This is a genomic window from Bradyrhizobium sp. 170 (assembly GCF_023101085.1).
Lineage (GTDB): Bacteria > Pseudomonadota > Alphaproteobacteria > Rhizobiales > Xanthobacteraceae > Bradyrhizobium.
Window position 1 is genome coordinate 8,401,066 of sequence record NZ_CP064703.1, and the last position, 18,707, is coordinate 8,419,772.

An 18,707-nucleotide genomic window follows, 5' to 3' on the forward strand; every position below is an offset into this window, starting at 1 on the left:
CGTCCCGTCACGAACCGATCTGGATTGCCTAGCCTTCCAACTGGCTCTAGTAAAAGAACCAGTCTTGGCAAAATGACAGGGCCAGTTATGGACGAGCTGTTGCCCGGAATGCTCCATCTGTCGCGCGACGGCAGCGACACGCTGATGCGCCAGCTCACCGACCAGTTGCGCGGGCTGATCACGGACGGCCGCCTCGCGCCCGGCCGACGTCTGCCGTCGAGCCGGCATCTGGCGCAATCGCTCGACGTGTCGCGCAACACCGTCTCGTTTGCGATCGAGCAATTGGCCGCGGAAGGCTATCTGAGCCTTTCGGCCGGCCGTCGTCCGGCGGTGGCCAAAGGCCTGTCGCTCGACGGCGGCAAACCGCCATTGCCGGGCAACGGCGCCGCCGGCCGTTTGAAGCTGTCGTCCTGGGCGCGCGACCTGCACATCACGAACTGGCCGCCTGTCCATGCCGGGCGTCCGCGGCCGTTCCAGCCGGGGCTGGCGGATGAGCGGGAATTCCCGCACGACCTCTGGAGCCGCCATCTGCGGCGGGCGGCGCGCAACGCGTTGTCGCGGCAGGATAGATCCATCAACCATCCGCCGCTGCAGCAGGCGCTGTTGCAGCACCTGGCGGTACATCGCGGGATCAAGGCCAAGCCGGCCCAGATCCTGATCGTGCCGACCGCCCAGGCCGGCCTGACGCTGGTCGCCAATGCGCTGCTCGAGCGGGGCGATCACGCCTGGATCGAAAGCCCCGGCTATGGCGGCGCCCATGTCGCGCTGCGGGCCGCCGGCGCCATCGTCTCGGCCATTCCGCTCGATGCGCAAGGCATGACGGTCGGCGCACGCAAGCACGGCCCTCGCCTGATCTTCGTCACCCCGTCGCACCAGTACCCGACGGGGCGGCTGATGCCGATCGGCCGACGCCTCGAACTTCTTCGTTTTGCCGAAGCTACCAGCGCCTGCATCATCGAGGACGACTATGACGGCGAATTCCACTACGAAGCGCGCCCGGTGGCCGCGTTGCAGGGGCTCGCGCCGTCGCCACACATTTTCTATCTCGGCACATTCTCGAAGTCGACCTATGCGGACATCCGCATCGGCTACCTTGTCGTGCCCGAAGCGCTGATCGATGTGTTCGAGATCGCGCAGCGGCACATGGGCATGCTGACGTCGATTGCGATGCAGGAAGCGCTGGCCGATTTCATCAGTTCAGGCGCTTATCTCGGCCACATCAGAAGAGTGACGCGGCTCTACAAAGGCCGGCGCGACCGCATGCTGCACGCGCTTGCCGCTGAAGCCGGCGACCGTCTCAGCGTCGAGCCTCCGGCCGGCGGAATGCAATTGCTGGCGCGATGCAATGGGCCGGCGAACGACCAGAAACTGTCAGCGCGGCTGCTCGAAGCCGGCGTCGTCAGCCGGCCGCTGTCAGACATGCTGTATCACAGGACGGGTGAGCGCGGCCTGTTTCTCGGCTTCGCGGCATGGAATGAAAAGGAGATCGACCAGGCCGCGCGCATCCTTGGCCGGATCGTCCGCTAGGACTCATGGCCGGACTCGTGGCGAACTAGCCGGCCGCGCGCCTCGGCGTCGCATTCGCGGCCACCTCGGCAGCCGCGGGCGCCGGAACCTGCATGAGAATGGTTTGAGCTGTAGGCGCGATTTCCACGCCGCATTCCTGGAATCGCCGCTTCATGCGGCGGTTGAATTCCCGCTGCACCGGCCAGCGGCCGGCATCGGTGCAGCGAATCTGACCGACGATCGAGGCCATCGAGCCGTCCACCTTGTCGACGCCCCACAGTTCGAGATCGCCGCGGATCAGGTGCTGGAATTCCGGCTCGCGGCGCATCTCGGTGACGATGTCCTTGAGTATCTGGCCGGCGCGGTCAGTGTCTTCCTTGTAGGAGACGTTGACGCTGACGGCCGCGTTGCCGGCGCCGCGGCTCGAATTGGTGATCGTCGTCACCGCGCTGAACGGCACGATGTGCACCGAGCCGTCGCCGGAGCGCAGGCGAAGGGTGCGGATCGAGACGTTTTCCACCACGCCCGACAGGCCTGACAGCGTGACATTGTCGCCGACCTGGACGGTGTTTTCGAGCAGGAGAAACAGCCCGGTGATGAGATCCTGCACCAGTTTCTGCGAGCCGAAGCCGATGGCGATGCCGACGATGCCGGCGCCGGCGAGCAATGGCGCGACATTGACGCCGATTTCGCTTAGCGCGGTGAGGCCAACCACGATGACGATCACGCACAGCAACGCCGTTCGCAGCATCGGCTGAAAGGTGCGCAGCCGCGCCGCGCGCGCGTAATGGCCCTCGCGCGAAAGCGCATTGATCTTGCGATCCAGCAGCGCGTTGCTGATTTCCCAGATCGCCGCCGCAGCGAGCGCGGCAATGCCGACGGTCACCACCGCCGACAGCAACCGGCTGCCGATCTGGCCGCCATAGAACCAGACGATGGCGTCGACGCCCCAGACCTCCAGCAGCGCGACGAGGCCGATGAAGCCAATCACCGTCGAGACGATGTTGCGCAACAGCGGCAGATAGCGGTTGGCGCGGGTCTCCAGGCCCGGGAAGCGGCGCAACAGATCCGGGCTGATGCGAAAGCCGCGGTCGATCAGGCTCAACACCAGGATGGTGGCGAGACGAGCGATCAGTGCGACCGCAACGGTGCCGACGAAATACTGCAGCAGCAGCGCGTAGCCATTGCGGATGTTCAGCGCCCACACCGTCCACAATGCGAGGTCGAGCGCAATCGCCAGATAATGCCAGAGGCCGGCGACGCGATTGCGCACCCTGGCCGCAGCGCCGGCGCGGCCGGCCGGCGCGCGGATGGCGTCGGCGACCTGGCGGCGGCACTGCAGGATGACGACGACGACAAAGAGATGCACGACCAGCATCACCATGCGCAGCAGCGCTGCGTAGCCGGCGCGGTGCAGGCCCAGCAGCAGCGCCACGTTGGCGAAGGCGATGCCCGAGACCGCGACGGTGACGATGCGCCGCGCCCATATCTCGATATAGGCGGCGGTTTCGGCGCGAACGCGAAACAGGCCGAACGGTCCGGCCAGCGCCCGCACGACGCAGATCAGCGCGCGGGACAGCGCATAGGCATTGACGACAGCAAGGATCACAAGCCGCGTGGTTGAGAGATCGCCGATTCCGGTGCCCAGCAACATCGTGGCGACGCCGATGAAGACGAGCACCGGGAGCAATTCAAGCACGAGACGTCCCAGCACGAAGGGCAGCCTGACCAGCGACTGCCAGGTGCGCGCCAGGCTGAGGCGCCGCCGTTGCAGCGCGGGTGCCGCGGCAACGTCTGCCGCAGACGATGGCGGATCGGATACCGCCAGCGTCTGCACCGGGGCCTGCGCCATTTGCGGAAGCCGCGCTTCCAGGAGCGCCACCGGCCGTTTGATCAGGCGGAACACCAGCCACTCGGCCGCAAAAGCGCAGATGAACACCAGCGCCAGCTTCCAGGCGATATCGAGCAGTTGATGATAGGCGGACGGATCGTTGGCGGTCCGCACGAACCAGTAATAGAACGCCCGGAAATGCGTCAGCGTCCGCGCAATGTCGGCGACCTCGCGCGAGATCTCGCCGACCTGCTCTGACACCGAAAGCAGGAGCTGTGCGCCAAGGCTGTCCGCCGTCAGCGGTATCGCGGATTTCGGCTCGGCTGCCGCGGCTTGCGGCGGCTGCGAGGCATTGGCGATCGCACGCAGCGTCTCGATGACCTGCGCGCGCTTCTTGTCGTCGGAAAGGGTCTCGAGCGCCCGCTTCGCCTGATCGGGCGAAAGCACGTCAGCCTTATCGGCGGCAGGGGCAGCCGGGGCAGCGCCGGGCTGAGCGAAAGCCGGAACAATAAGCAAGGCGCTGGCGAAGAGAATCGACGACAGGAGTTTGAGCGACACGAAGACCTCTTTGGAAAAATGCGCCCGACGGCGAAACCGGGATCGGCCTCGCCCTCGTGCGTGCGTCATGTCGGGTGCCTGTTTTCGCCGTCGTCCTGTGTCGGAAGTTTGCCGTAGCGACGGTTTTCTTTTGGCATTTCGCCTGGCATTACAGCATCACAGAAATGCCGCAGCGCTTAATCGCCGGGAACTTTTTCCATTGCCGTAAAATGCGGGGAGAAGCGCAACGCCCTAATCAAGTCTGACGCGCGCGGCGGCCTCGCGAAATTCCGCTGACGTGCGCGCCACCAGCTCATCGACCGAAAGCAGCTCCGTTACGCCCGAGACGGAATGTCCCGCGCTCCAGATATCCTTCCAGCGTTTTGGACGGTTCTCGCGGGCGCCGATGTCGATGTCCTTGCCGATGTCGATCGCGCCGCGCAGCGGCAGATTATCCGGATCAAGTCCGGCGGCCTCGATCGACGGCCGCAGCATGCTGGTCTGCAATCCCGTGAAGGCCGACGTCAGCAGGATATCGTCGGCGCTGCTCGCAACCAGCAACTCCTTGTATCTGACATCCGCCATGCTCTCGCGCGTGGCGATGAATTTTGTGCCCATGTAGGCGAGATCGCAGCCGAGCGCCTGCGCGGCGCGCAACGCGTGACCGTCGGCGATGCCGCCCGCCAACACCAAGGGACCGTCGAAGAACGCCCGCACCGCGCGCACGAACGCGAAGGGATTGAGCCAGCCGGTCTGGCCGCCGGCGCCGGCCGTCAGCAGTACAAGCCCGTCCACACCCGCGGCAACGGCACGCTCGGCATGGCGGATCGAGGCGACGTCGGCAAACACCAGCGCACCGGCGTCATGCAACGGTCCTATTACCGGCGCGGGCGAACCGACCGAGGTGATCACCATTTCGGGCTGGTGCCGCAGCAGCACCTCAAGATCCTGCCCCAGCCGCGCATTGGAGCGATGCACGATCAGGTTGGCGCAGACCGGGGCTGACGGTTTGCCGCTTGCATTCGCATGCGCCTTCAACCTGATATCGATATCCGTCAGCCACTCGTCCAGTTGTTCGGGACTGCGGCAGTTCACCGTCGGAAACGAACCGATCACGCCGTTGCGGCACGCGGCTACCACAAGGTCTGTGCCGGAAACGAGAAACATCGGCGCCGCGATCAGCGGCAGGCTGAGGCGGTCGCGGAAGCGCGAAAGCAGATCGATTGCTGGCAAAGTGCTTCTTCCCGACTTGAGCAGACTTCTTGTTATGCTAGCGTTCATTGAATATTGGCACGAGCGAAGGCCAATTACAAAACAGGCGGGAGAAAAGAATGAGCAATCCGCTCTATGCGTTTCCGGCGGCGTGCGAACAGACCTTGCGGGCGCTGGCGCGCTACCCCGAGCGGACCGCGTTCAGTTGGCCGGGCGGATCGATCACCTATCGCGGCGCGACCGAGATGATCGGCCGCATCCAGAGCGTCTTCACGCAACTGGGCTTTGCGCCCGGCACCCGCATCGCGTTTCTCACCGCCAACCGTGCCGACACCTGGTGCGCCGGCTGCGCCGCGCAACTGTCGCAGTTTGCCATCACCTGGCTGCATCCGCTGGGGTCGCTGGACGACCAACTGTTTCAGCTGGAAGATTCCGAAGCGCAGATACTGGTCGTCGACGGCGTCACGTTCCGCGATCGCGGCGGCGAGCTCGCCGCGAGGGCATCAGGCCTGAAAACCGTCTTCACACTCGGCCCGGCCGACTACGGCGCCGATCTGCTGCAGGCGATCGAAGCGGCAGGCAGCGCCACCGCACGCAACTTCGCCGGGCCTGACGATATCGCCACGCTCAATTACACCGGCGGCACCACCGGCAAATCCAAGGGCGCGCTACGCCATCACCGTGAGTATGGCGGTTGGGCCAACGCGATCCTGGCCGATTTCGAAATTCCGGATACCCCGAGCTATCTGACGGTGGCGCCGATCAGCCATGTCGCGGGGACCAAAATTCTGCCGACGCTGATGCGCGGCGGCACTGTGCACATGCTGAAGGGATTTGATCCTGAAGCCGTGTTCGAGACCATCGAGCGCGAGAAGATCAACTTTACGCTGTTCGTGCCGACGATGATCTACGTCATGCTCGATCATCCCTCCCTCGACAAGACCGACCTCTCCTCGCTCGAACTGTTGCTGTATGGCGCTTCCGCGATGTCACCGAGCCGGCTGGTCGAGGGCATCGAGCGCATCGGGCCGGTGTTCTCGCAGCTTTACGGCCAGACCGAGTGCTATCCGGTGTCGGTGCTGCGCAAGGCGGATCATGACCCCAGGACGCCGGAGCTGTTCCTGTCCTGCGGATTTCCGATCGCCGCGTGTCAGGTCAAGATTCTCGACAATGACGACCAGGAAGTCGCCACCGGCGAGGCCGGCGAGATCTGCGTTCGCGGCAGCCACGTGATGGCCGAATACTGGAAGCGGCCGGACGCGACGGCGGAAACGCTGAGGAGCGGCTGGCTGCACACCGGCGACATCGCGCGGTTCGACGAGCGCGGCTACATGTTCATCCTCGACCGCAAGAAGGACATGATCGTCTCCGGCGGCTTCAACATCTTTCCGCGCGAGGTCGAGGATGTGTTGTCGCAGCATGCCGACGTCGCGATGGTCGCCGTGGTCGGCGTCCCCGACGACAAATGGGGCGAGGCCGTCACCGCCGTGATCGTGGCCCGCGAAGGTGCGAAGCCGAATGCGGATGAGCTGATCAACCTGGTGAAGGCCAAGAAGGGCTCGGCGCACGCGCCAAAACACATCAAGTTCGTCACCGAGTTGCCGATGACCGGCGTCGGCAAGGTCGACAAGAAAGTACTGAAGGCCGGCTTCTGGACCGGCCGGGATCGGATGGTGGGATAGGCCTCACACGGTGGAGCGATCGTGTCACGGACGCGGCGCGAGGCGCAGCATCCGGGACATGAAAGATCTCCTAGCCGGCCATGCGCCTCTCGATGGCCGCCTTCGCCTTGTCGAAATTGTTGGGCACTTCGATGTCGACTTCCAGCGTCGAGACGGCCTTGCCCCGCTCCAGCTTGACCATCACCTTGTCGGGATCGAGCTGTATGTGTTTCGACACCACCGCGAGAATCTCCTCCCGCAGCGTGACCAGCAGGTCGGACTGGCCGAGCAGCCCGCGCTCGTGCGCCAGCAGAATCTGCAGCCGCTCCCGCGCAACCGGGGCCGTCTTTTCGCGGCCGCCGAACAGCCGCAGCAGCCTCATGCTCATGCGGCCCTCCGACCCAGTAGCCGATCCATGAAACCCTTGCGCTCGGCCGGCACGACCATGGCGACTTGCTCGCCCATCAGGCGGCGCGAGGCGTCGATATAGGCGCGGGCCGGCGCGCTCTCGGCATTGTTGAGCGTCACCGGCGTGCCGACGTTGGACGCCTTCAGGACATCCTGGCTCTCGGGGATGATGCCGAGCAAAGGTGTCGCGAGGATTTCCAGGATGTCGTCGATATTGAGCATCTCGCCGCGCGCCGCGCGCGCCGGATCGTAGCGGGTGATCAGCACGTGTTTTTCCACGCGCTCGCCGCGCTCCGCCCTCACCGTCTTTGAATCGAGCATGCCGATGATGCGGTCGGAATCGCGCACCGAGGAAACCTCGGGATTGGTGACGATGACGGCTTCGTCGGCATAGCGCATGGCGAGCGTCGCGCCGCGCTCGATGCCGGCCGGGCTGTCGCACAGGATCCAGTCGAACCGGCTCCTGAGCTCGGCGATGACGCGGCCGACGCCCTCGTCGGTCAGCGCATCCTTGTCCCGCGTCTGGGAGGCCGGGAGCAGCCAGAGATTTTCGAGGCGCTTGTCGCGGATCAAGGCCTGCGGCAGCTTGGCGACGCCCTGCACCACGTTGATGAGGTCGAACACCACGCGGCGTTCGGCGCCCATCACGAGATCGAGGTTGCGCAAGCCGACGTCGAAATCGACCACCACGACGTTTTGCCCGCCCTGGGCAAGCGCCGCACCGAGCGCGGCGGTAGAGGTGGTCTTTCCAACGCCTCCCTTGCCTGAGGTAACGACCAGGACCTTGGCCATACGTGATCTCCTTAGCCGGTTAATTCAGCGGGGTAATTTTCATGGTGTCGCCTTCCAGCCAGGCCTGCGCCGGGCGGTTGCGAAGCGAGACGTCGATTTCTTCTGCAGTCTGGTAGTAGCCGTCGATCGCAAGCAGCTCGGCCTCGATTTTCTGGCAGTAGATTCGCGCATTGGAATTGCCGTTGACGCCCGCCATCGCGCGGCCGCGCAACGTCCCGTAGATATGGATCGATCCGCCGGCGACGATCTCCGCGCCGGAGCCAACCGAGCCGAGCACGGTGACATCGCCCTCCATGAAGACGATCGACTGCCCCGAACGCACCGGGCTTTCGAGCAGCAGCGAGTTCGGCTTCGGCTTGGCTTCGGGCTCGGACTTCTGCGCCGGTTCGCTGCGCGTGATCACGCACGCGCGGCCGCCGGTCAGCAGGGGCGGCATGTTCGCCGCGAGGCGTTCTTCGTCCACACCCTCGATGCCGAGGACGCGAATGCTCCGCTCGTTGAGGCTGCCGACGAGATGAGCGATGGCGGAACTGGAGAGGTCGACGGCTGCGAGATCGAGCACGATCGGCTTGCCGACGAAATAGCCCGGCGAGCGCGCCAGCGTCGCGTCGATCTCGGCGAGCCATTCCACGATCGGCACGACGGGGCTGAATACGAACGCGACATAGGAGCGGCCGCGTAGCCGGACCAGTTGTCGCGTGGGATCCGCTCGGACGTCCATGATGTTTCGACTCGCCTTTCTTAGTGAATGGTTAACAATCGGCGAACTTGGTTAACGAGTAATTAATGCGACAACGCGCGCTGCGCGCAGAAAAGCGCGCAACAGGCGGCGAATCCGGCGCATTTGTGGCCGATTCTTGCTGCTGACCGCGGGCGGTGCGCGTCAAGCCTTTGTAAACAGGGGTCTCGTGAGTTGTAGTTAACAGGAGCTCAACTTACTTTCGTCACGTTTCCGACCTAAATTAGTCCTCGCGCGGTTCCAACAAACTTATGTGTGGCTGGCGGACTCCAGGGTCTGGCAGCTCGTTCCGTCGGGCAGACGGACATTTGCCGGCAGGGGACTTAAGGCAGTGGAAGCCGTGGGGAGGGTGTGGTCGCGGGATATGATCTCGCAGACAGGTGTCGTCGGACGCAGGGACGACGCCCCACAATTTGATTCAAAAGCTCCAACCAAACTTAGCATTGGGTGGAGAGCGGACGTGGATTCCTCCGCGCACCTCCTCCATGAGCTGGAACTCCTGTCCAATACGTCCGCAGCCGTTTCGTCGCCAACCAATTCGCCCAGTGCTAATCCGCCAAGTGTCATGAGGAGTAAGCGTATGAGTAGTGTGAGTGAGCAGGATCATCTCAATCCCCGCGATCCCCTGTACTACGCGCCACGCTCGTTACGTGAGCGGTCGGTGACGCGCGGCGCAAGCCCCGAGACGCCGTTTTCTCCGGTGTCCTTCGACTCCCAGCTCGAGAGCGCGGTATCCGATGCGCTGCGCCATCCCCTCGATCCCGAGGTGATGCACGAACCCGGCCTGGAGTCGAAGAAAGCATTGTGGACCGTCGCCGCGCGCTTCGCCGCCGCCATCGGCGTCGCGGCTCTGGTGGCGCTGTTCTTCGTCGTCGCCGTGCCCGGCTCGCGGCAGAGCGACGGTGAGCCGTCGACGTCGACGTTCTCCAGCGTCGCGCAGTCGATCAAGACCACCCTGTTCCAGTCCACCGAGGCTTCGCCAAAGCCTGCGATCAACGAATTCCAGGCTCTTCTCGCCTCCACGCCGCCGAGCGCTCCGGCGGCGTCCGAGCAGGACAGCCAATTGCTCAAGCAGTTCATGCAGTGGCGCGAGAAGCCGGATCCGGCCACGCCACAACGCACCAACCCATAATCCAGACGGAGGGCTGACCATGCCCGAGAACCGACTTTCGGCGATCTTGTTCTCAAGGTCTGCCATGACCTCGCTCCGCGTCACCTTGTTGGCCGGAGCCATGCTCTTCGGCATCGCAGGCAGCGCGCAAGCCGCCGGCGACATTACGATCGTGCGCGACCTTGCCGGCCGCGTCGGCCCCGTGATCGGCTCGGCACAGGCCTGTCGCGACATCGCGCGTCCCCGCATCCAGACCATTATCGACAAATTTTCACAGGTGATCCGGGAGGCCTCGTCGAACGAAGCGGAGCGTTCCGACCTTACCCAGACGTTCGATCGCACCGTGGCCGAAGGACGCGCCGCCGTGAGCTCGGGCAAGATCGATTGCATCCGGGCCGACCGCCAGCTTGCCGATCTCGAACGCTCGATCTCCGGACCGAGCCTCTCCAGCGTCATCGGCCCGTCGCCTGCCGCCGCGGCGACCGCTGCGAATGCAGCGACCGCGCCGACGGCCAACGTGCCGGCTGGACCGCTGCCGCGCGGCATCGGCGAAAAGGAAATCCGTTTCGGCATCGCCGCGCCCTTCTCCGGCTCGGCCCGCGAGCTGGGACGCCAGATGAAACTGGGCATCGAAACCGCCTTCAACCGGATCAACGATGGCGGCGGCGTGGACGGCCGGATGCTGAAATTGTTCGCCGCCGACGACGGCTACGAGCCTTCGCGCACCGGCGAAGCCATGAAGCAGCTCTATGAAAAGGACCAGGTGTTCGGCATCGTCGGCAATGTCGGCACGCCGACCGCGGCGGTGGCGATCCCCTATGCGCTCGAACGCCGGATGCTGTTCTTCGGGGCCTTCACCGGCTCCAACATCCTGCGCAACGATCCGCCGGATCGCTACGTCTTCAATTATCGCGCCAGCTATGTTCAGGAAACCGACGCGGTCGTTCGTTACCTCGTCAAGATACGCCGACTGCAGCCGCGCCAGATCGCGGTCTTTGCGCAGCAGGATTCGTACGGCGATTCCGGATTTGCAGGGGTCGCGAAGGCGTTCCGCTCCATGGGCGTGAACGACGGCGCGATCCTTCGGCTCAACTATGCGCGAAACACTGTCGACGTGGACGACGCGATTAACCAGTTGAAGCTCGCGAAGCCGCCGATCAAGGCGGTGGTCATGGTCGCGACCTACCGGGCCGCGGCAAGGTTCATCGAGAAGACGCGCGACCTCTATCCCGGGATGATCTACTCCAACGTTTCGTTCGTCGGCTCCACTGCGCTTGCCGAAGAACTGAAGCTGTTGGGACCGCGCTACACCAACGGCGTGATCGTGACGCAGGTGGTGCCGGCGGTGTCGGGCTATTCATCCGCCGTGCTCGAATACAAGAACGCGCTCGCCAAATATTTCCCAGGCGAAGCGGCCGACTACGTTTCGTTCGAGGGCTATGTTGCCGCCAACGTCCTGATCGCGGGCATCAAGCGGGCCGGCCCGCAGATCGATACGGAGAAGCTGATCGACACGCTGGAGACGATGCGCAATCTAGACCTCGGTCTCGGGACCCAGCTGAGCTTCGGCCGCTCCGAGCACCAGGCCTCGAACAAGGTGTGGGGCACGGCGCTCGATGAGAGCGGACGCTATCAGCCGCTCGAGCTCGAATGATCAAAACGTTACCGGTGAAGTCGCATCGTCAGGGCAATTATTGCGCCCTCGATGCGGCTCGCCGGAATTTCAAGAAACTTCAAGCCCAAGAGTTGTGTCGTGCGTATTTTAGTGAAGCTGCGTTGGACTTCGTTTTTACTTAGTGCCTTTTTCATAACAGCCGCAGAAGCGGCCCCCGGCGACAAGATGGAGCTCGTACGCGACCTTGCCGGCCGCGTCGGGCCGGTGATCGGTTCGGTGCTGGCCTGCCCCGATGTCGCACGACCTCGAATCCAGTCGATCATCGAAAAGTTCGCGGCGGTGATCCGGGATGCCGCGACCAACGAGGCCCAGCGCTCCGACCTCGCCCAACTGTTCGATCGCAGCGTCGCGGACGGCCGCAACGCGGTGACGTCGGGCAGAACGGATTGCAGGCTGGCGGAACGCCGGCTGGTGGATCTCGAACAGTCGCTCACTCCATCCGGGCCGCCTCCGGCCGCAGCCGCTGCCGCCCCCGCCGCACCGGCTTTCGCCGCGGCGCCGGCGCCCGCGGTCAGCTTCGGAAATCCGGTCAATGCGGTCCGCGGCATATCCGACAACGAAATCCGGTTCGGCATCACGGCGGCCTTCACCGGCCCGGTAAGGGAGCGTGGCCGCCAGATGAAGCTCGGCATCGAGACCGCCTTCAACCAGGTCAACGACGCCGGAGGCGTCGGGGGACGGAAGCTGCGGATCATCGCCGCCGATGACGGCAACGAGCCGGCGCGCACGCTCCAGGCCGTGAGACAGCTCTACGAGAAGGACCAGATCTTCGGCCTCGTCGGCAGCATCGGCACCGCGACCGCAGCGGTCGCGGTTCCTTACGCGCTGGAGCGGCGGATGCTGTTCTTCGGGGCCTACACCGGCGGCAATGTCGTGCGCCGCGATCCTCCGGATCGCTATGTCTTCAACTACCGTCCGAGCTATGCCGAGGAAGCCGACGCCGCGGTGCGCTATCTGGTGAAGATGCGCCGCATCCCGGTCCGGCAGATCGCCGTGTTCGCCCAGCAGGACGATCTCGGCGATGCCGGGTTTGCCGGCGTCGCCAAGGCGTATCGCGCGCTCGGTATCAACGACAGCGCCATCCTGCGGCTCAACTACCCGCGCAACACCATCGAGGTCGACGAGGCCGTCAACACGTTGAGACTGCAAAAGGTGCCGGTCAGGGCGATCATCATGTCTGCCTCCTATCGGGCTGCCGCCAAATTCATCGAGAAGACGCGCAACCTGTATCCCGAGATGATCTTCACCAGTATCTCAGGCGTCGGCGGCTCATCGCTCGCCGACGAGCTGAAGCTGTTGGGGCCGCGCTACACGACAGGCGTCCTCGTGACGCAGGTCGTACCGGCGGTCTCCGGCCATTCGAGCGCGGTGCTCGAATACAAGAACGCGCTGGCGAAGTATTTTCCCGGCGAGGCGCCCGACTACGCGTCACTGGAAGGTTTCGTGGCGGCGAACATCCTGATCGACGGGCTCAAGCGCGCCGGCGCGCAGCTCGATACCGAAAAGCTGGTCGATGCGCTGGAGAGCACGCGCAATCTCGACCTCGGCCTCGGGGTGCCGCTTTCCTTTGCCCGCTCCGATCACCAGGCTTCGCACAAGATCTGGGGCACGGCGCTCGATGAAACCGGGCGCTTCCAGCCGGTCGATCTCGAATGATCAGGAAGCCGCGATCGCTGTGACCGCAGCCTCACCACGCCGTCTGTCTGCGCTCAGCGCTTCTCGATGACAAGACTCTGGATGGCGCGGCCGAAATAGCCGCGCTCATCGGCGAGCCGCGCCATGGCGAGCCCCGCGCCGTCCGGACCGATCCAGGATTCGGCATCGAGCAGGATCCAGTCGCCGGCCGGCTCGCGCGAAAAATTCACGGTGAGATCGGCGTTGAGAAACGTCCATTCGCGAAAGTCCAGCACGGCCGAGGTGCCGTTGCAAAAATCCGCCGCCGCCATCGCCCGCATCGCCTGCGAGACCGGTGCGCCCTGCACGATCGGCCGGTCGACGCGGTACCAGATCGCGCCGGGACCGGGCGAGCCGAACCGGCCGCGTGCGGCGCGCAGCGACATACCGGTGACGAAAGGGCTCGAGGAGAAATCAACGTTCTCGACGCGCGATTGGTCCGCCCCCGGTAGCTGGACCGGCCCGATAGCAGCCTCCGGCGGCAGTTCGTTGGCCTGCACCTTGATCTTCAGCACGGTCGCGCCGACCACGACGACGCCTTTGGCGAGCAGCCTCACGGCGCAAAGCTGGATCTTGCGCCCCTCGCGCAATACCTCGCTCTCGATCGTCAGCGGCGCCACCGGCACGGGGCGCATCAGGTCGACGGTGACACGGGCGATCCGCATCGGGACGGCAGTCGAAATCCGTTCCGCCGCCCACACGACCAGCGCCGCCGGCGGCGAGCCATGCTGCATGCTCGGGTCCCATGGTCCCGCGGCAAAGGGGCTGGTGACGACGTCGTTGCCGTCAACACGAAAGATTGCATCCATTGCGTGGGGGGTTCCTGTCGATCAAAGGGAACCGCTTCTTGCCTGCTTCGGCGGAACGAGTCGAGGCCGTGGCGGGCAAAGCGCCGTGCGTCATGCGCAGGAGACGGCGCGCCTCAGATGAACGCCATGCCGCCATTGAGGACGATGGTCTGTCCGGTCATGTAGTCGTTGCCGAGCACCATCGCGACGGCTTGCGCCACTTCCTCGGCCTGGCCCATGCGGCCGAGCGGGATGTTGCGGGCGAGATCGGTCCGGCCACCCATCATGTCGGTTGCGATCAGCGACGGCGCCACCGCGTTGACGGTAATCCCTTCCTTGACGAGCCGCGCGGCATAGCCTCGCGTCAGCCCTTCCATGCCGGCCTTGGAGGCGTTGTAGTGCACGCCGATGGCGCCGGCGCCGCGCGCAGCACCCGACGAGATATTGACGATGCGGCCCCATTTGCGCGCCCGCATATCAGGCAACACGGCCTGCGTGCAGAGGAACGCCGATTTCAGGTTGACCGCGATGGTGCGATCGAAATCGTCCTCGGTCAGATCATCGACGCCGCGCACGATCGCCATGCCCGCATTGTTGACGAGGATATCGATCGGGCCGAGCGCGGAAGCAACCTGGTCGACCATTCTGGCAACGGCCGCAGCCTGCGAGACGTCGGCCGCCACCGCGATGGCGCGGCCGCCGCCAGCCTTGATCCTGGCGACGACGGCCTCGGCATCATCGGCCCGCTCGCGGTAATTGACCACGACCGCGGCGCCGGCCTCGGCCAGAGCCCATGCGATCGCCGCACCAATGCCGCGGGACGCGCCCGTCACCAGCGCGACATGCGCGCCCAGATCCTGTCCGCTTGCCATCGAAACCTCACCTGACGTCAAAGGCGGATGCAATCATATCACTGCGGAAGCGCCGGAGTCGAAACGCTGACCACGTGAACGGCGCCCGGGCAGAATATCAGGTTGCGTTCGACCCCACGCTCTCCAGAAACTCCTTTACGGTATTGACCGTTCCGGTGCTGGTTGCGGCGTAGCCGGGCAGGCTCGCAACCCCATCCTGGAACTCGCGCCCCTTCATGATGTCGAGAACGCGCCGCATCGGCTCCGTCTCCAGAAATGTGCGCTTGCAGACGAAGAAATAGTCTTCCGTCAGCAGCCGGATGAAATCGAGCCCGAACTGCCGGGCGGCGGCCTCGACGCCAAAACTCACATCCGCCATGCCGCTGGCGACATAGGCGGCGACGGCGGCGTGGGTGAACTCCATTTGCTGCGCACCGTTGATCCTGGCCTCGTCGACCTTGTGCAGCGCCAGCAACTGATCGAACAGCAGCCGCGTGCCGGAATCATGGTCGCGGTTGACGAAGCGTGCCTTGCGCTCGACGACATCTCTGATCGAGGCGATCTTCAGCGGATTGCCGCGCTTGACCATCAGCCCCATTTCCCGCGTCACGAAACTGATCACGCGGTCCTCGCGCGGATCGAGCCATTCCTTGCAGGCCCGAATGCCCTGCGCGCGCAATTCGCCGCGCGGCAGATGCACGCCGGAAAGATCGCACGCGCCCTGCGCCAGCGACACCAGCGAATTCTGATTGCTGACATAACGCAGATCGACGCCGATGCCGGGTTCACGGTCCAGCAATTCGCGCAATTTCGACACCGCAAAACCGTGGCTGGCGTGAACGCGGATGACGGACGGGCGTTGATGCAGGAACGGCTTGATCTCGGTCACGAGTTCCTGCGCGAGATTTTCGAGCTGCGGACCAAGCCGCGCCTGCATGCGCTCCCCGGCCCAGACCAGTTTTTCGCCGAAGGCGGTGAGCGCCGTGCCCTTGCCGCGGTGGGTCTCGACCAGCGGCACGCCGAAGAAATCGGACCACTGCTCGACCAGATTCCAGACATGCCGATAGGAGAGCTGGACGTGCTTCGCCGCGCTGGTGAGTTTCCCGGTCTTCCGGATTTCATTGAGAACGCCGAGCATCACCACCGCCGTCTCCGGGCTGCCTTCCTTGTGAAATCGCCAGACCGTCTCGATCTCGACGTGATGCATGGCCGCTCACTTTATGAAATTGACTGCATATCTTTGCGAGGCATAGGCACACCATATCATATTTACAAAAGGCTATCTCCTCCTAATTTCAAGCACAACAACGGAGGAAATATGATGTCTATTGCATATGATTATGACCGCGCGTCCGTCCCCGCCATCGCATCCGCCAAGCCCCGGCTGCTGCTGATCGACGGCCAGCACGTCCCGTCCGCCTCCGGCCGCACGTTCAAGACCCTAAATCCGGCCAACGAACAGGTCATCGCGACGGTGGCCGAAGGCAACGAGGCCGACGTCGATCGCGCGGTGGCGGCGGCGCGGCGCGCCTTCGAGGGCCCCTGGCGCAGCATGCGCGCCTCCGAACGCGGCCAGATTTTGCTCCGTCTGGCCGAGCTGATGAAGCAGCACGCCGATGAGATCGCAGCCCTTGAAAGCCTCGATGCCGGCAAGCCGATCGCGGGCGTGCTGCGGCAGGACCTCCCCGCCGCCATCGATACGCTGACTTACTATGCCGGCTGGGCCGACAAGATCAGCGGCGAGGTGGTCTCGACGCGGGAAGAAGCGCTCACCTACACCATGCGGGAGCCGGTTGGCGTGGTTGCCGCCATCGTGCCCTGGAATTTCCCGCTGATGATCGGGATGTGGAAACTGGCGCCGGCGCTGGCCTGCGGCTGCACCATCGTGATGAAGCCCGCCGAGCTGACATCGCTTTCCGCATTGCGCATCGGCGAGCTGGCGCTCGAAGCCGGATTGCCGCCCGGCGTTCTCAACATCGTTACCGGCCCCGGACGCGTGGTCGGCGACGCGCTGGTCAATCATCCTGATGTCGACAAGGTGACGTTCACGGGATCGCCGGGCGTCGGCCGCGGAATTCTGCGCGGCGCTGCCGGCAACTTCAAGCGCGTGTCGCTCGAGCTCGGCGGCAAGTCCGCCAACGTCATCTTCGACGACGCCGATATCGAGGCGGCCAGCAAGGCGGCGGCCTCGGGAATCTTCTTCAACGCCGGGCAGGTCTGCTCGGCCGGCTCACGCGTACTGGCCCATGAGAAGGTCTATGACGAGGTGGTCGAGCGGCTGACGCAGCGTGCCAAGGCCATCCGCATCGGCGATCCCGCCGATCGCGCCACGGCGATGGGGCCGGTGATCTCCGAGAAGCAGATGAAGAGCATCCTCGATTACGTCGATATCGGCCGGAACGAAGGCGCCTTTCTGACGACGGGTGGGGAGCGTGTCGGCGACCGCGGCTACTTCATCAGCCCGGCGGTGTTCGCCAACGTCCAACATGAGATGCGCATCTCGCAGGAAGAAATCTTCGGGCCCGTGGTCAGCGTCATCAAGTTCAAAGATGAAGCCGAAGCGCTCCGCATCGCCAACGGCACGGCCTACAGCCTTGCGGCCGGCGTCTGGAGCCGCGACATCGGACGGGTGCAGCGTTTCGCGAAACAGGCGAAGGCCGGAACGGTCTGGATCAACACCTATGGCTACACCGACGTGCGGTTGCCATGGGGCGGCGTGCGCGATTCAGGATTCGGCCGCGAACACGGCACGGCCGCGCTGGAGAATTTTACCGAGCCGAAGGCGGTCTGGATGAATCTGAACGTGTGAGCGCCGCACGCGACTGCCGAGGCAACTTTCAAGGCCTCACCTGGCCGCCCTCTCCTCGTAAGGGAGAGGGCGCCACGCCCGTTACAATGCGGGGTCGACCGCCTCGTCATACTCTTTCTTGAAGCGCGCGATCAGCTCGGCAGCCGGCAAGACCTTGGCGACGCTGCCCACGCCCTGGCCGGAGCCCCAGATTTCCTTCCAGGCCTTTGGCTTGGCGCGCTCGCCCGACGCGTCCGTACCGAAGCTCATTTTCGAGGGATCCGAGGTCGGGAGATTGTCAGGATCCATGCCGGCGGCAACGATCGACGGTTTCAGATAATTGCCGTGCACGCCGGTGAACAGGTTGGAATAGACGATGTCTTCGGCGGTCGAGGTCGTGATCATCTGCTTGTAGCCCTCGACGGCGTTGGCCTCCCTGGTGGCGATGAAGGCGGAGCCGATATAGGCAAAGTCGGCGCCCAGTATGCGCGCGGCGCGGATGGCGCGGCCGTTTGCAATCGCGCCCGACAACGCGATCGGACCATCGAACCAGGCCCGCGTCTCCGCCACGAAGGCCAGCGGCGAAATCTCGCCGGCATGGCCGCCGGCGCCGGCCGAGACCAGGATCAATCCGTCGGCGCCCTTCTCGACCGCCTTGTGCGCGAACTTCTGGTTGATCACGTCGTGGAAAACGATGCAGCCCCAGCCATGCGCCGCCTGATTGAGTTCCTCGCGCGCGCCGAGCGAAGTGATCATCATCGGCACCTTGTGCTTTTCACAAAGCGCCAGATCCTGATCGAGCCGGTTGTTCGACTTGTGCACGATCTGGTTCACCGCAAACGGTGCCGACGGCCGCGCAGGGTTCGCCTTGTCGTAGGCCGCAAGCTCTTCCTTGATCCGCGCCAGCCATTCGTCGAGCAGCGCCGGCGGCCGGGCGTTCAGCGCCGGGAACGACCCCACCACACCCGCCTTGCATTGTGCGATCACCAGATCCGGCACGGAAATGATGAAGAGCGGCGCACCGATCACGGGTAGCGACAGACGGCCCTTGAACAAGGCAGGCATGGACATTCGAAACGATCCTTCGGTTTATTCAAGCGGATGAGGCATCGCCGTAGAGATGCCAGACGTCAT

Annotated in this window: 15 protein-coding genes; 6 read left to right on the plus strand and 9 right to left on the minus strand. The window is 64.5% G+C overall.

All coding sequences use genetic code 11. The features are described 5' to 3' along the window. Positions 1-72 precede the first annotated feature (72 nt). The gene (locus IVB05_RS39630; protein ID WP_247781501.1) at positions 73-1,527 is read left to right on the plus strand and encodes a PLP-dependent aminotransferase family protein; all 1,455 of its coding nucleotides are present in this window, start codon (positions 73-75) and stop codon (positions 1,525-1,527) included. 25 nt (positions 1,528-1,552) lie between these two features. Here IVB05_RS39630 and IVB05_RS39635 read toward each other — a convergent pair whose 3' ends face one another. Both IVB05_RS39635 and IVB05_RS39640 read right to left on the minus strand, forming a co-directional pair. Next, entirely contained in the window at positions 1,553-3,895 is a 2,343-nt protein-coding gene (locus tag IVB05_RS39635; RefSeq protein WP_247781502.1) for a mechanosensitive ion channel domain-containing protein, read from the minus strand. 231 nt (positions 3,896-4,126) lie between these two features. Further along, a complete protein-coding gene (locus tag IVB05_RS39640; protein WP_247781503.1) occupies positions 4,127-5,107 on the minus strand; it encodes a nitronate monooxygenase in 981 nt (326 codons plus the stop codon). Positions 5,108-5,205: 98 nt separating this feature from the next. Here IVB05_RS39640 and IVB05_RS39645 point away from each other — a divergent pair, with 98 nt between their 5' ends. Further along, entirely contained in the window at positions 5,206-6,768 is a 1,563-nt protein-coding gene (locus IVB05_RS39645; protein WP_247781504.1) for an AMP-binding protein, read from the plus strand. A gap of 70 nt (positions 6,769-6,838) precedes the next feature. On the opposite strand, the gene minE is transcribed toward IVB05_RS39645, so the two are convergent. From minE to minC, 3 genes are read right to left on the minus strand one after another with little or no spacing between them, the layout of a single operon-like run. Continuing rightward, positions 6,839-7,135, minus strand: coding sequence for a cell division topological specificity factor MinE (minE, locus tag IVB05_RS39650; RefSeq protein ID WP_247781505.1), 297 nt, complete (start codon positions 7,133-7,135; stop codon positions 6,839-6,841). Then, positions 7,132-7,947: a septum site-determining protein MinD gene (minD, locus tag IVB05_RS39655; RefSeq protein ID WP_247781506.1), complete on the minus strand. Its 816-nt coding sequence runs from the start codon at positions 7,945-7,947 to the stop codon at positions 7,132-7,134. Before minD ends, minE begins: the two co-directional genes overlap by 4 nt. Positions 7,948-7,966: 19 nt before the next feature. Further along, a complete protein-coding gene (gene minC / locus IVB05_RS39660; protein WP_247781507.1) occupies positions 7,967-8,668 on the minus strand; it encodes a septum site-determining protein MinC in 702 nt (233 codons plus the stop codon). A gap of 598 nt (positions 8,669-9,266) precedes the next feature. On the opposite strand from minC, the gene IVB05_RS39665 reads away from it, so the two are divergent. The 3 genes from IVB05_RS39665 (at position 9,267) to IVB05_RS39675 (ending at position 13,128) form a co-directional block, all read left to right on the plus strand. Then, positions 9,267-9,818, plus strand: coding sequence for a hypothetical protein (locus IVB05_RS39665; protein WP_247781508.1), 552 nt, complete (start codon positions 9,267-9,269; stop codon positions 9,816-9,818). A 100-nt stretch (positions 9,819-9,918) separates the two neighbouring features. Continuing rightward, on the plus strand, positions 9,919-11,451 hold the full coding sequence (locus IVB05_RS39670) for an ABC transporter substrate-binding protein (protein WP_247787339.1): 1,533 nt from the start codon (positions 9,919-9,921) through the stop codon (positions 11,449-11,451). Between the two features lie 186 nt (positions 11,452-11,637). Further along, the gene (locus IVB05_RS39675) at positions 11,638-13,128 is read left to right on the plus strand and encodes an ABC transporter substrate-binding protein (RefSeq protein WP_247781509.1); all 1,491 of its coding nucleotides are present in this window, start codon (positions 11,638-11,640) and stop codon (positions 13,126-13,128) included. Between the two features lie 53 nt (positions 13,129-13,181). Here the strand turns inward: IVB05_RS39675 and IVB05_RS39680 are convergent, their stop codons facing one another. From IVB05_RS39680 to IVB05_RS39690, 3 genes are all read right to left on the minus strand, one after another. Next, positions 13,182-13,955, minus strand: a complete 774-nt coding sequence (locus IVB05_RS39680; RefSeq protein WP_247781510.1) for a thioesterase family protein — start codon at positions 13,953-13,955, stop codon at positions 13,182-13,184. 113 nt (positions 13,956-14,068) lie between these two features. Next, positions 14,069-14,806, minus strand: coding sequence for an SDR family NAD(P)-dependent oxidoreductase (locus IVB05_RS39685; RefSeq protein WP_247781511.1), 738 nt, complete (start codon positions 14,804-14,806; stop codon positions 14,069-14,071). Between the two features lie 97 nt (positions 14,807-14,903). Beyond that, entirely contained in the window at positions 14,904-15,992 is a 1,089-nt protein-coding gene (locus tag IVB05_RS39690; RefSeq protein WP_247781512.1) for a substrate-binding domain-containing protein, read from the minus strand. A 114-nt stretch (positions 15,993-16,106) separates the two neighbouring features. Here IVB05_RS39690 and IVB05_RS39695 point away from each other — a divergent pair, with 114 nt between their 5' ends. Beyond that, positions 16,107-17,594, plus strand: a complete 1,488-nt coding sequence (locus tag IVB05_RS39695) for an aldehyde dehydrogenase family protein (RefSeq protein ID WP_247781513.1) — start codon at positions 16,107-16,109, stop codon at positions 17,592-17,594. Between the two features lie 81 nt (positions 17,595-17,675). Here the strand turns inward: IVB05_RS39695 and IVB05_RS39700 are convergent, their stop codons facing one another. Further along, positions 17,676-18,644, minus strand: a complete 969-nt coding sequence (locus IVB05_RS39700; RefSeq protein WP_247781514.1) for a nitronate monooxygenase family protein — start codon at positions 18,642-18,644, stop codon at positions 17,676-17,678. Between the last annotated feature and the right edge of the window lie 63 nt (positions 18,645-18,707).